Raw genomic sequence first — 13,572 nt, 5'->3', positions numbered from 1 at the left:
TCAAACGCAACGCGCTTTCAGTCGTCCAAGCGGCTGCGCTGATCAGGAGCTCGTGAGCTGCTTGCGTTTTTGGTCGGCAAATTCAGGAACGAGTTTTTCCAGGAGGTGAACCGCTTGCAGCTCGCTTCCGCAGCTTTCAAGCTCTGTTAGCGCGGAGGTCAAGTCTGCCCATGGCAGGGAAGCCTCCCTTGCCATGAAGATTCTTTCGTGGAGAGTGGGCTGGGGGTCGTCCCCGATAAGGAGCTCCTCGAAGAGCTTTTCTCCGGGTCGGAGCCCGACCTCCTGAATGGCAATGTCGCCGTCAGGATCTTGATCGTCGCGGACGGAAAGGCCGGACAAGCGGATCATGGTTCTGGCCAGGTCCTCGATGCGCACTGGCTGTCCCATATCCAGGACAAAAACCTCCCCTCCGCGCGCGAGGCCGGCGGCTTGGATGACTAACTCTGCTGCTTCAGGAATCGTCATGAAATAGCGGGTGACGCCTTTCGCCGTTAGCGTGATCGGGCCCCCGGCCGCAATTTGCCGCCGAAAGAGGGGGACGACCGATCCCGAAGAACCGAGCACGTTTCCGAACCGAACCATCGAGAAGGTGGTATCCACGCCCAATTCAGCTGCTGCTTGGAAGATAAGTTCCGCAGACCTCTTTGTCGCACCCATAACGTTGGCCGGTCGGACTGCTTTATCTGTGCTTACGAGAATGCAATTTTCTACCCCCGCCGCCATTGCGGCTTTGACCGTTTCGAGCGTACCGAACACGTTATTGCGAATGGCCTCAATCGGATTCGCCTCAACCAGAGGGACATGCTTATACGCGGCCGCGTGAAAGAGCGTGTGGGGCCGGTAATTGGAGCAGATGTAGTTGAGGCGCTGGGCGTCAGTTACAGAGCCTAAAAAGGGGACAATCTCCGTGCGTGCTTTTTGGCCGGCTGCCAATTGCCTCAATTCCGCGTCGATCGCGTACAGCGCATACTCGTTATTTTCCACGAGGAGAAGCTTTCTCGCGCCGACGTCAAGGATGCGGCGGCACAGCTCGCTTCCGATTGAGCCCCCGGCTCCGGTCACCAGAACCGTTTTTCCGACAACGGTGCGTGCGAGCAGAAGATGATTGGCGCGAACCGGCTCTCGCCCCAGCAAATCTTGGATGTCGAGGTCGCGAATATCGCTGACAGAAACATGTCCATCGAGAAGTTCGTTCATCTGCGGGAGCGTGCGAACATGGATGGGATGGTGGGCAAGTCGGTCGACGATTTCCCGGCGAGCACTCCGGGTTAACGAGGGTATAGCCAGTAACACGTCGGTCAGGCGGTGGCGATCAATAAGCGCGCTGACCTCGTCATGTGATTTGATCGGAATACCATCGATTCTCTGTCCGTGGAGACGCGGATCATCATCGATGTAGGCCACGAGACGTGTTCCTGGCTCACTCATGACCGATCCTGCGAGTTGCTGCCCCGCCCCACCCGCTCCGTAGATCGCAACCGTGCGCACGTTCCCGCGAAATCTCCCGCGGCCTAGCAGGTCAACAAACAGATAACGTCCGGTGATGCGCGACAGGGCAACCAACATGAGGAAAATGATTGGCTGCAGCAGGACTATAGAGCGGGATACCTCCCCTTGCCGAAAGGCAGCAAAAAAACCCAACAGCAAGAGCGTGTAAATCGCGAAGCCCCTAAAAAGGGTTCGCATCATGCCGATCCCCGCGTAGCGAAAGACAGCGCGGTACACACCCATCACCCAGAAGGTGACGAGGCTGAGGGGCAGCGAAATAGACAGAAGGTTCTCAACTGGGCGATTCCAGTACGAAAGAACTTCGATACGAAAGGCGAACGCGACGATTATCGCCAGATAACAGAGCAGTGCGTCTGTCAATATAACGATACTCTGCTTGTAACCGCGCCGCAGGCGCGCGAGGTACTCCAACATCGGCAGGACTATCTTCATCGCGTGCGTTCTTACCTCCCGCCCAAAATGTGTGCCTGATATCGCACTTAGCTCCTTTGAGAAGCGATAACTCGCGCCTCGTCGGACTTTCAGGTTGACTGGACCTCGGCGCGCTGGCTCTTACCAGTGAGCGGTTCTCGGAGGAACAAAGCTGACTCGTGGGCGGCTTCCTCGCGAGGACCTCGGACTTCCCCTATGACCGCTTCACCTGTCATAAATGACGCAAGGACGGACCCACATGTCTGCAATCCGAAGTCAGTCTCCTCGCCAAAAGGCGAATTCAGCAAAAGGTGCGGGGCGTACATCGAGGGGCCGAGGTCAAGTCGGTGCGACCTCGGTGCTTATCGGCTTTCTCGTGGCGACGTTCCTGCTTGGGGGGGGGTCGCGCTATGACATCTTGTCCCTTCCGCTGCTCCGCATCATCGCCGTGGCGGGGGTGGCATACGCGCTCTATTTTTCACCTCCGGGTACGCTTAGGCAATACTGGCTCCCGATTGCCATCTTCCTCGCATTCACTGTTTGGATCGCCGTACAACTCATCCCCTTGCCCCCGGGTATGTGGACCGCGTTGCAGGGCCGCGAACTTCTGGTCGCCACAGCTGACGCTGTAGGAGTCCCGCAGCCGTGGCGCCCGATTTCGGTCATTCCATGGCGAACGACAAACGCACTCTTGTCTCTCTGGGTGCCTTGGGCCGCCATTCTGCTCGCCGCGCGAGTTCAACTTGAAGAGAACCGCCTCCTGACAGGTGCGCTCATCGGCATTGGCCTAACCAGTGCGACCCTCGGCATGCTGCAGATGTTGGGACCGGAGGGAAACATTTTGTATTTCTACCGCGTGACAAACCCTGAAAGCGCCGTTGGCCTGTTCTCCAATCGGAATCACAACGCTGCGTTTTTGGCATGCTGCATTCCGATTGTGGGCTTGTGGATCACGCGATCTGCCATTGAAGGTGACTACGGCGATCTAAGCCCCCGAGGCTCAAGGTATACCTCCTCCGTCGGGGCCAAGATAGGGTTAGGGGCGGGTATCATCTTTTTCCTTGCGCTCGGCATACTGAGCACAGGGTCGCGAGCTGGTCTGCTTGCCGCGATAGTCGCGGTCGCCTCCACCTTGGCCGCGCTGGCGTCAAACTTTCGCGGCCGTCTATGGAAAAGGCACCCGCGAATGCTTTATCTGTTCGCATTCGGGGCCCTTTCAGGCCTCCTTATTCTTATCGCCTTCTTCAGTCAGAACGAATCTGTAGAACGCTTGGGTGATCTCGACCAATCAGAAGAACTGCGCTTGCAGATTTGGAGGCCCATAGCCGATCTTGTCCCCCAGTATGGCTGGAGCGGAGCCGGCATCGGTACGTTTGTCGAGGTGTACCAGGTGGTGGAGCCTGATCGTCTGCTTGGACCTAAGTTCGTGAACCATGCGCACAATGATTGGCTCGAGCTTGCCGTTTGCGGAGGGATTCCAGCTCTGGCGATTGTCGCCGCCGCGTTAGCCGCTCTTGGTCGTTGTGCTTGGCGTGCAGTCGCCCTTCCAGCCGCTGAGCAGGCCGACCGGCCTTTAGCCCTTGGCGCTGCCTCCATTCTCGTTATTCTCGCGCTGTTTAGCATCGCCGACTACCCCCTGCGCACGCCATCGATAGCGGCGTTCTCTGCGCTTTCGGCCTTGTGTCTCTTCGCTGGCTCGCGCAAAAGGCGCCCCAGCGGCTAGGGCGAAAGCGCGACCTGCTATGAGCTTGAAGGATGCTACGTTGCGTTTTGCGAATGCACTTAGGTTAATTGCGCCGATAGTTGCCCTCATTCCATCGGCGGGGTGCGTCAGCGCGCCGCGGACGTATGCGGAGTCGCCCTCAATTGAGCTGGCCACGAATAATGCTCTTCCTCCCCCTGAGCGTGCGGATGTTCTTGCGCAAGAGCGGCCGTACCTCATTGGTCCCTACGATAAACTGACGGTGGATGTTTATGGTATCGAGGGCCTCGCCCAGCGGCGTGTGCAAATTGACGCAGGTGGCCAGATTAGCTTCCCGTTGATCGGCTCGGTACAGGCAGGCGGACTCACCCCTTCAGAGTTGGCTGCTAGCATTGAGGAAAAGCTCCGCGGCCGCTACATTCGGGACCCCCAAGTCACAGTCAACCTCGAGTCCACCACAAGCCGAGTCGTCACCGTTGACGGTGAGGTGGACCGTCCCGGTCTCTATCCGGTCATGGGTCACATGACGCTGCTCCGCGCTGTAGCGACCGCGGGCGGGACGGGTGAATACGCTCGACTGCAGGATGTAGTGGTGCAGCGCTCTGTAAACGGTCAGAAGTACCTTGCGCTTTATAATCTCGAAGGTATTCGGCGCGGTAACTATGACGATCCAGAGCTTTTCCCAAATGACATCGTTGTGGTCGGCGATTCGCCTGGTAGGCGCCTCTTTCGTGACATCATCAGTGCTTCAGGCCTGATCACCGCGCCTGTCGTGGCGATCTTGCGCTGATTGCCTCAAAATGAGTTCCCATATCGCCATGAACGCCCCCGTGGCTCTTCAGCCTGTGCCCTCTGACCTGATTGTGACCGAGACCCACGCGAGGCTCGGCATTCCGCTTCTAGTTAACTACTGGCAGATCGTAAGGCGACGCAAGTGGGTGATCGGCGCGATTATCCTTCTCTCGCTTCTCGCGGGACTCGTGCTCACGTTCCTGACAACACCGGAGTACACTGCTCAGGCTCGCATTCAAATCGAGCGGGAGCAGCAGAACGTTACCAACGTCCAGGGTCTCGAGGATGACCAGATCGGCTCCAGCTTGGAGTTTTATCAGACCCAGTATGCACTGTTGGGTGCTCGTTCCTTGGCGGAACGAGTAGCTCGGTCGCTGCAGCTTCCTCAAAACGAAAGCTTTTTTAAGGCCCATGGGGCCGACGGAGATGAGGGTAAGAATTCCGGGCAAAGCGCGTCTGGATCGGAGGGGTCGCTTAACAAAACTGTTCGTATGTTGTTGAACCATGTGCAGATAACCCCCGTCCGCGGGTCGAGCTTGGTTGATATTTCTTACACCAGTGCGTCTCCGGCCCTTTCGGCCCAAATATCGAATGCTTGGGCTCAGCAATTCATCCAGGAGAGTATTGACAGGCGCTTCGAATCCACCGGAGATGCCCGGCAGTACCTCGAGACGCGCCTGAATGAATTGCGCTCGCGCTTGGAGGACTCAGAGCGAGCTCTGGTCACTTATGCCCGCAATAAGGGCATCGTTACCATCAACGCAGGCGGTCAGGACACGCAGTCTACAACTACCGAGGGGCGTCGAACGCTGACGACCGATGATCTCACAGCTCTCAACGCGGCTCTTGCTCAGGCAACCGCCGACCGGATTAAAGCCGAAGGGCGACTGCGTGCATTGGGCTCCAGCCCGGAAGAGCTATCGAACCAGACTATTTCGGGACTGCGCCAGCGTCTGGCGATCGCGCGATCCGAATACGAACAGATGATGGTTCAATTTGAGCCTGGTTATCCATCGGCACAGGCTTTGCAACGGCAAATAAAGTCTTTATCGTCAGCGATTGCTGAGGAGGAAGCTCGTGTTAATGCCAGCATTAAGGGGGAATACAGCGAGGCGGTTGCACGAGAATCTGGTTTAAAAGAGCGGGTTAACGCCCTTAAGGGCCAAATCACTGAAGAGCGCGGTGCGGGCATTCAGTACAACATCTATCAGCGCGAAGCGGACACGAACCGGCAACTCTACGAGGCGCTTCTTCAACGTTACAAGGAGATAGGGGTTGCAGGGGTCGGAATGAGCAACATTGCGGTGATCGACCTCGCAGAGATACCGAACCGGCCCTCTTCGCCAAACCTGTTCGTAAATATTCTCTTGTCCCTGTTCGCTGGCTCGGTCCTAGCGGGGCTCGCGGTCTTTGGTCTCCAGCAGATCGACGAGGGCCTGCGCGACCTCAACGATGTGAAGATGCGCTTGGGGGTCCCGTTGCTCGGCGGCGTGCCCGATGCCGGAGAAGATCGTTCGGAGCTTATTACGGAAGTCCTGGACCCGAAGTCGGACGTTTCAGAGGCATATCTCACCATCGTCTCGAACCTTGGGTTTGCAACAGACCACGGGGTTCCACGCAGTTTTCTGCTCACGAGCACTCAGCCGGCCGAAGGCAAGAGCACCAGTGCCGTGGCTTTGGCTGCTGTACTCGCGCGTACCGGATCTCGGGTGATCCTAATTGATGGCGACATGCGGTCGCCCTCACTTCAGGAAATGACTGGGGTTGTGAATACCGTCGGCTTAAGCAACTTTCTGGCGGGTCATGAAACCGTTGACGATCTTCTCCAAGACGGCCCTCTCCCGCACCTGAAGGTAATGACAGCCGGGCCCACCCCCCCCAGCGCAGCAGAGTTGCTGAGGGGGCCGCGTATGCAAAACTTGGTTGATCGTTTGCTTGGGCAATTCGATCATGTGGTGATCGACGCTCCCCCGCTTCTGGGTTTGGCCGACGCGCCTCTCATCGCGCAAGCGGTTGAAGGTGCACTATTCGTCGTTCAGTATGACCGCGTTGCGATGCGCGGATTGCAGCAATCGCTCGAGCGACTGCGGACTGCTAGGCGCCCACTCTACGGGGCGATTGTAACGCGCCTGCGCGAAGGCAGCGGCGGCTACGGCTACGGCTACGGCTACGGCTACGGCTACGGCTACGGAAAGGATCGGCCTGAGGCAGAGGGCTAAGCAATGATGGGCCAAGCTGGCGATCGGCGCAAAATGCACGTAGCCCATCGTGAATCGCGGGCTCGGCTAATCCTCTTTCTCAGCCTGACGATCTGTGCGCTCGCGTGGACTGGCGCGTTGACAATAAGGCAGGTAACGCAAACGTTCTCCCCCTCGATCGCCGCCAAGATTTCCCCCAGTAATGCGCCGGCCAACGATGGGCTCGCCGAATTCCTACTGGCTCAGAACGGGTTTAAGGCAGACCCAGACGATCTAATGGCTTACGCGAAACGCTCTATCCAGAGTCAGGGGTTGAATGGTCCTGCCTTGCGCAATGCCGGGCTTTCGATGGTGATAGCTCACCGGCCAGACGCCGCTCGCCGATATTTTCTATTAGCAGAAAAGACCGGCCGGCGGGACGCTATGGTCGATCTTGCGCTTTTCGAAGATGCCATTCGCCGCGGAAATATCGCGCGCGGCCTCGCACTTCTCGATCGGGCCTTGCGGGTAAATGAAAACGTGCAGGAGGTGGTCTTCCCCGCCCTGACAAAGGTGCTCGCTAACAGGGAGGTGGCAAATCAGATCGCTCCTACGCTTGCGCGAGCGGATTGGACTGGTGACTATGCGGCATTTGCTACGAGCCATAGCGCCGCGACTCCCGTGCTCGGGCAAGTTGTCACCGATCATCCTGAAGTGGCTGCTGGCCTTGATCCGGCTCGTCAGCGCACGTTGGTCCGGAAGTTAGTGCAAATGGGAAGAGCCGGGCTCGCCGTTTCAACCTACGAGAGTCTAACAGGGCAGCGGACCGCGACAACTCAAGTAGCAGAACCGTTTATAATAAAGGACGGGTGGCCTCCTATCGATTGGGAGATAGCCACAGGAGGCCAAATAACGATCGGGCCAGCGGCTGAAGGTGGGATTTCATTTACAATCACTCGAGGCGGGGAGCACGTAATCGCACGGCGGCTACTCCGCCTAGCTCCAGGACCTTACCGGATACTTGCAAAAACACCGGAGCCGCCCAAGTCCCTTCAGGATGTAGGCCTGCGCATAGATTTGAAATGCGCCAACACCTCGACTGAGCTGACCGCGTTGAAGCTTGGAGATGGTTCGCCCGATGCCGCAGATAAAAGCTTTTCAGTACCCGAAGGCTGTCCTCTCCAGTGGGCGGAGGTGCGCGGTCGCGCGGGCCGCGAAATGAAGAGTGGAGCATTAGCGGCCCTTAAGATTACCGAGCGATAATTTGTGATCGTTTCTGACGCGAGGAAGTTTATCTACGTACGGATCCCTAAAACGGGGAGTACGAGCGTCTCCGCAGCGTTGGAGCCGCTCAGGCGGCCTGGTGACCGTTCCCTGATAGGAAAATGCGCGCGCCGCCTGTTTCCGCGCGCGGGACATCCGATGCTGACCGATTTCCGTGCTCATTCCCACTGGGGTTTGGAGGCCGCACGCGAAGTGCTTGGGCCCGACCGTTTCAGCGCAATGTTCTGCTTCAGCGTTGTGCGGCATCCATACGCGCGTACACGCTCGCTCTTCGATCACGTGCTGCGGCATCGGGACGATCAAAGGTTTCAGCAGGTCTACGGAGCAGTTTATCGATCGATTACGTCGCTCGATGGGTTTGTGGAACTCTTGCCCACATTGCGCATTCCGCCGCAGTGCTCATTATTGATCGCTTATGACGGGTCGCTGCTCGCAAACACAGTAGCGCGCGTTGAAAATCTCGACGTCGAGATCGAACCAATTTTCCGCGCCTTGGGTGTGCAAACGTCTGTCCCGCAATTGAATGTGACCCCTGACGCGCCGTCGTGGGAGCTTTCGCAAGCGTCAAAAAATATTTTGCACCGACTTTACCAAGTCGACTTCCGACTTTTTGGGTATAGTGATGATGTAAGCGTGGTGGGTTCCTGCGATCTATCCCCAGACAAGACGACCAGGACTCTCGGCGAGATACTTTATGAGCAGGGAGCCAGAAGATTCAGCCCGTGGGAATCTATGCCTCGCGAATGGTGAGGGGGTGTAAGGCACGGTCAACTTCGATTGCTCGTCGAGTATAGGAATGCTCGCTCGTTGCGCGAGCATATGCGCGCGCCACCATTTTTCGGCGTAGATCGTCTTTTGTCAGATAGAAGTCAATTTTATCTGACAGCTCTTCGACACATGAAAAAGTATCGATCTCCGTGCCTACCGAAAATAAGTCGCGAACCTCCTCATTGTCGATATGAAGCATGAACCCTCCGCATGCGGGGATCTCGAAAGTACGCGTTGAGACCTGATCCTCCCACCCATGCTGGCCCACACCATGATGCATGGCTACGTTTATCCGACAACGTTGGACGAAATCGGCATAGGCGATTCCTCGCCTCTCCACACGGTCAATTCGGCCACGCAGGCCAGGTGAATTTTTCAAGCGGCCCCAGTTGGGGCCTGTGATAAGCAGATCTATCGAAGGCTTGAGCCCCACCAGCTCGTCTAAGGCCGAAGACTTGGCGATCGAATAATTTCCGGCAAATCCTACGTCGCAACGGTACGGGACGGAGTTAGATGGGAAAAGGGGGACGTGCACACCCGGCACAAAACCGTGGTGCACGAACTTCCAGCGATCAGAAGAGTATAGTTGAGATAAAAAATTCTCATGAAATCTCTTCGTCGTAAAGAAATAGTCGTAATTGGCGATCGCATCCTCAAGTATATTCGCATGGCCGAAGTCTACGTCAGGATAGTAATTTGCGGTGGGCACGCCAATGTCTCTAATGGCTTTGAGCAAGGATGCTGTGATCGCTACGCCTTTGACTGTGAGAAAAAGATCTGGGTGCAGTTCTCGGCAACTTTCGATGATCGCGGCTCGATATTCCTTGGGGCCGTCGATGAGTTGCGCCTTCTTGAGCAGTTTTCCAAGGGGGCCCCGCGATCTGCGGCCAACGAATTCCCTTAGTTCTATCTGGTGGACGACCCAACCTAAGCGTCGAAACCCCTCACATAATCCGGCACCCGTACTGCCATCCCAGAAATCCGACGCGAAGATTAGCAGCGGGCGCCGATCATACGTGCGAGAGGTCAAAGTCTTGTTCCTTTGAAGGAGATTGCAGCAGCCTCTAACCGTTGCTGTCGCCACGTTCCAGATCGGGCGTTACTCGCGCTCAAAAACTTCTGGTGCTGCTTAGCCGAACAACCTAGACGGCCGAACCGTGAGAGCAACCCAGTCCAACGCACGTAGAAAGTTGGCCCTCTATGGTGCCATCGAGAGGCTCATTCCCAGACGGCGGATCTGGCAGTTGGGGCGCTTCCTTTATCAAGGAGCTCGTAGGGACCTAATCAATCACCCTGAGGTTAACGGGGAGTACGGTCTCCTCGATAAAATGTTGCCCTGGTGGCGCGCGGCCGAGGGTGACTTGGCATTTTTGGATGTGGGCGCTAATCATGGTGACTGGAGCGTAGCCCTTTTGCGCAGGCTTGGCAGCGACCGCGCACGTACCTTCCTTTGGGCTTTTGAGCCCGCCCCAGCGCAGGCCAGTGAGGCGGAATCTCGACTGATACAAGCGTCATCCGGAGCCTGCGTCGCTCTTGAGAGGGTTGCTGTCAGCGATAACAGCGGGTGGGCTTCTTTCGACGTAACCGGTGAAAAGACGGGTAACAGCGGAATAGCGGGGCCTGAGGCGCGTGGACATCTCATTGATGTTCCTTTGATCCGATTGGATGAATACCCACTAAATTCATTCAACGGCCCCATCCGGCTAATCAAAATTGACACCGAAGGTAATGATTTTAATGTGATAAAGGGCGCGAAAAAACTCTTTGACGCTGCACGCATTGAAATTTGCCAGTTCGAGTACAACTGGCGATGGATGGACTTTGGGTACAATTTGAGGGATGTCTTCAATTGGATTGAAGGGCGCAATTACAAACTCGGAGCCCTTACATCAGAAGGCGTCGAGATTCACCAGGCTTGGCATCCAGAGCTCGAGAGATTTTTCGAAACTAACTTTGTTTTGATCCGAGAGGATATAATTGAGCGGACTGGAGCTAATGTTATGGCTTTTGACCATGCAAACGTTGCAGTTCCGTTATGAGCTCTAAAAACGTTCACTTATTGGTCTTGGGCGCTCCTCGTTCTGGAACGACGCTCCTGGCAGCTATGCTTAGTTGTCATCCAGATATTAGCTTGCTTAACGAAGAGCTAACGGGCGCATCCTTGCGAATACTTGCCAAGCCCGTCAGCGGGGTTAAATTATGTGCTCCGCACCAAATCGAATTAAATCATACGATTCAAATGCGACTACGAGATTGGGTCGGTATGCAGTTGCGAAAGGCATCTAATATCGTGCGCCACCTTCGAGGAAGCCCTATTCCTTTAGGCGGATTTCGCAAATCAAGGCTTAGCATTAAGGACTACCAGCGCCGCGCCCCCGATCTGCACATTATAGGAATTATTAGGGGCCCCGAACAAGTTATATCGTCCATTAGGAGGCGTGGAAATCAGTCGCGGGGCACAGCAGAGTATCGGTGGCGACGTTTAGTTGAAATCCTATACGAGTTGAGCGCTTCTCTCGACCACAGGCCAAAACTTTCAATATTGCACTTTGATGACCTCGTTCAGCGGCCTGAAATGGCAATACGCGCCGCTCTGGAGTTTCTGAACCTTCCATTTGATCCCTGCGTCCTTGAGGGATTCCGGCACACGCCGCAATATCGCGGTCGCACCTCTATTGATCCTTCTCGCGCAGTCCGAGACGCAGAAAGTGGTCTCGCGTCTCCGCTCCTTGAACGCGACCCTGAACTCGCGTCCAAGTACCAAGCGCTATGCGACCAAGCGGCTAGGGGTTAGGAAAAGAATACCCGTGCGTTTCTATTATGACACGATCCCTATGCGCGACTAATGATCTAGTCTCGTCATCGTAGTAATAAGCTGGGGAGTGGTGACGAGATCGATTGGTAGGTACCTTACGTAGTTCCCTGACTGGAACATGCCGATTGGTGTCCGAGAGCGCAACAGCAAGGTCAGCTTCTAAATTCTCAGTTCTGATAAACCGGGTGGCTGCTGAGTACTTTGCGCGATAATTTTCTGCATCCTCGGGGGATCGCAACTGAAGTCGGTGCTGTTTCCAGTTGTGATCGTCACTGACGATTTCCAAATACCTCACAGTCATCAGCCCACAAGTAGACGCCAGGGGCATCGCGGAATAGTCTTCACCGGTTTGCCGTTGACCAGGATGGCTGTGGAGCCGCCGGAGCCAGCGTCGGAAGGCCTGAGGATCGCTTGCGTCCCTGTAAAGCTCCCTCCATGCGTCGGCGTCCTTGAATGGGACAGCCTTGAGTTGCCGAATTCCTATCGGCCAGCTAGGCGGTCGTCCGCCATAAAGCCCTGTCAGCCTAATCATACTCTGCACTCGGCTGGCAGTGAGGTATGCCCATAGACTACCTTCCGACTGGCAACCGTAGGCCCACAATGAAACATACCAGTCCCAAGGGTTTCGGATGCCTACCCAAACATGCGGACGTGAGACTCCCCCCAGGATGCCAGTATGCTTCCCTTTTTGTGACAAGTTGAAATACTGTTCCAGTAAGGAGACGACATGGTTGCCCCCGGTTTTTTGGAGGTGTAAAAAGATTAGTTCATCAGAATAATGCACTTCGCTTGGTTCCTCTCAAGTTCGGTGGAAAAGAAAGGACACGGCGGAAAATATATCGCACCGCACTCCAATGTGTTCTTTTACCATCCACCATCTCTGGGCTTGGATCGCAACTAACGTCGCACTCGCGGCAATGGCTGCGCCTACACCATGCAAAGGCGGAACAAGGAGCGCTGCGAGAGAAATGCCAACGATCGCAGAGAGGATGCCCGTGCGTAGTGTCTTTCCCTCGAGCCGAGACATGTTCAGAAGCAATGCTGTAGGACCCATCAGTGCGCTGAAAAGTTGCCCAAGGCACAATATACACACGAGGCTATAGGAATGCGCGTAATCCTCACCAAAGATCCGGGGGATAGCCCACTTTCCTCCCAAGATGATAGTCGCGCTGAAAATCACCGCGGCAGAAGCGGAAATTATCGAACTGGCGGCGATTTCCCGGCGCAGCTGCTCGGTATTACCTTTGTGGTGTGCCATTGCGACCTTGGGTCCAAGCGACTGATTGAGGATTGTCTGGGCCACCAGAACAACACTAGTAATCTGGAGAGATACATTATAGACGGCAACCGTCGCGGTAGAGCTTAGAGCCCCCACAATCACAATGTCGATGCGCCGGTTAACCACGCGGACGCCGGAGACCAAGGTAATCGGCAGCAGAGAAGCCAGCCATTCTCGCGCGCGCAGATCGGAGCGGTTAAATCGCCACCGCACGCCGGAAGATCTCAAGATCTTCGCGGCGCGAGAAATCGACCACCAGAAGCAGAGTGAGACGGCCGTTACATGGGCAGCCATCACCATCATAGGGGACAGAGCGCCCGCGACCACTAGTAGGCCGACGAAAATTAACAAAAGCACGGGGCGAAATATACTGTCCGGCAAAGCAAATTGCACAGGTTTATCAAACCCTTGGAGAATACCGCGGGCCCAATTCATAAGCGCAAGCGGGAGCAAAAGGAGCATTGATAGGATCTGGAGACATTCTGAGACTTTCTCCGACCGCACTGTGATGTAGTACACAAGGAAAGCAACTGCGATGAACACGAAGGAACATGATACGAACGCCAATACCCAGGCTATGATTGCCGCTATGAGTTCATTCTTGTCCTCGGCGCGAAACCTGGCGATCTCCCGCATCATGAGGGTGGGCAGTCCAAGCTCTACGGGCAGCGCAGCTATACTAGCGACGCTCAAGGCCAAGACGTATTCTCCGTAGCCCGCCCTTGGCAGGAGCTGCGCGAGGAGTACAGTCGTTAGAAGGCCGATTGCGAGGTTTAGAAAACCGATCGCGAGCATTAAGGCAGACGTCGTCCGTCCTGCGCGGATTGCCACTGCG

General features: G+C 55.9%; 10 protein-coding genes. 7 read left to right on the top strand and 3 right to left on the bottom strand.

What is annotated here, in order from left to right; genetic code table 11:
• Positions 1-42 precede the first annotated feature (42 nt).
• Positions 43-1,941, bottom strand: a complete 1,899-nt coding sequence (locus tag IEW58_RS11910) for a polysaccharide biosynthesis protein (RefSeq protein WP_188645308.1) — start codon at positions 1,939-1,941, stop codon at positions 43-45.
• A 337-nt stretch (positions 1,942-2,278) separates the two neighbouring features.
• Between IEW58_RS11910 and IEW58_RS11905 the strand changes: the two genes are divergently transcribed.
• Genes IEW58_RS11905 through IEW58_RS11885 form a run of 5 tightly spaced genes read left to right on the top strand, consistent with a single transcriptional unit; the run spans position 2,279 to position 8,625 of the window.
• A complete protein-coding gene (locus IEW58_RS11905; protein WP_188645307.1) occupies positions 2,279-3,643 on the top strand; it encodes an O-antigen ligase family protein in 1,365 nt (454 codons plus the stop codon).
• Positions 3,644-3,662: 19 nt separating this feature from the next.
• Complete coding sequence (locus IEW58_RS11900; RefSeq protein WP_188645306.1) at positions 3,663-4,412, top strand: polysaccharide biosynthesis/export family protein; 750 nt, start codon at positions 3,663-3,665, stop codon at positions 4,410-4,412.
• A gap of 10 nt (positions 4,413-4,422) precedes the next feature.
• Entirely contained in the window at positions 4,423-6,633 is a 2,211-nt protein-coding gene (locus IEW58_RS11895; RefSeq protein ID WP_188645305.1) for a GumC family protein, read from the top strand.
• A gap of 3 nt (positions 6,634-6,636) precedes the next feature.
• Entirely contained in the window at positions 6,637-7,854 is a 1,218-nt protein-coding gene (locus IEW58_RS11890; RefSeq protein ID WP_188645304.1) for a tetratricopeptide repeat protein, read from the top strand.
• A gap of 3 nt (positions 7,855-7,857) precedes the next feature.
• On the top strand, positions 7,858-8,625 hold the full coding sequence (locus IEW58_RS11885; protein WP_188645303.1) for a sulfotransferase family 2 domain-containing protein: 768 nt from the start codon (positions 7,858-7,860) through the stop codon (positions 8,623-8,625).
• Here the strand turns inward: IEW58_RS11885 and IEW58_RS11880 are convergent.
• Positions 8,606-9,673, bottom strand: coding sequence for a CgeB family protein (locus IEW58_RS11880; protein WP_188645302.1), 1,068 nt, complete (start codon positions 9,671-9,673; stop codon positions 8,606-8,608). The two genes, IEW58_RS11885 and IEW58_RS11880, sit on opposite strands and share 20 nt — an antisense overlap.
• A gap of 331 nt (positions 9,674-10,004) precedes the next feature.
• Between IEW58_RS11880 and IEW58_RS11875 the strand changes: the two genes are divergently transcribed.
• The gene (locus IEW58_RS11875; RefSeq protein WP_188645301.1) at positions 10,005-10,682 is read left to right on the top strand and encodes an FkbM family methyltransferase; all 678 of its coding nucleotides are present in this window, start codon (positions 10,005-10,007) and stop codon (positions 10,680-10,682) included.
• Positions 10,679-11,437, top strand: coding sequence for a sulfotransferase family protein (locus tag IEW58_RS14110; RefSeq protein ID WP_188645300.1), 759 nt, complete (start codon positions 10,679-10,681; stop codon positions 11,435-11,437). The genes IEW58_RS11875 and IEW58_RS14110 overlap by 4 nt, the downstream gene beginning before the upstream one ends.
• An 820-nt stretch (positions 11,438-12,257) precedes the next feature.
• Here IEW58_RS14110 and IEW58_RS11865 read toward each other — a convergent pair.
• Positions 12,258-13,532 (bottom strand): oligosaccharide flippase family protein, encoded by a 1,275-nt coding sequence (locus IEW58_RS11865; RefSeq protein WP_188645299.1) that lies wholly within the window; start codon positions 13,530-13,532, stop codon positions 12,258-12,260.
• Positions 13,533-13,572 lie beyond the last annotated feature (40 nt).

Origin of the sequence: Tsuneonella deserti, assembly GCF_014644315.1 — a bacterium.
GTDB lineage: Bacteria > Pseudomonadota > Alphaproteobacteria > Sphingomonadales > Sphingomonadaceae > Tsuneonella > Tsuneonella deserti.
The sequence above is the reverse complement of the archived record's forward strand: the minus strand, read 5'-3'. Positions and strand labels throughout refer to the sequence as shown.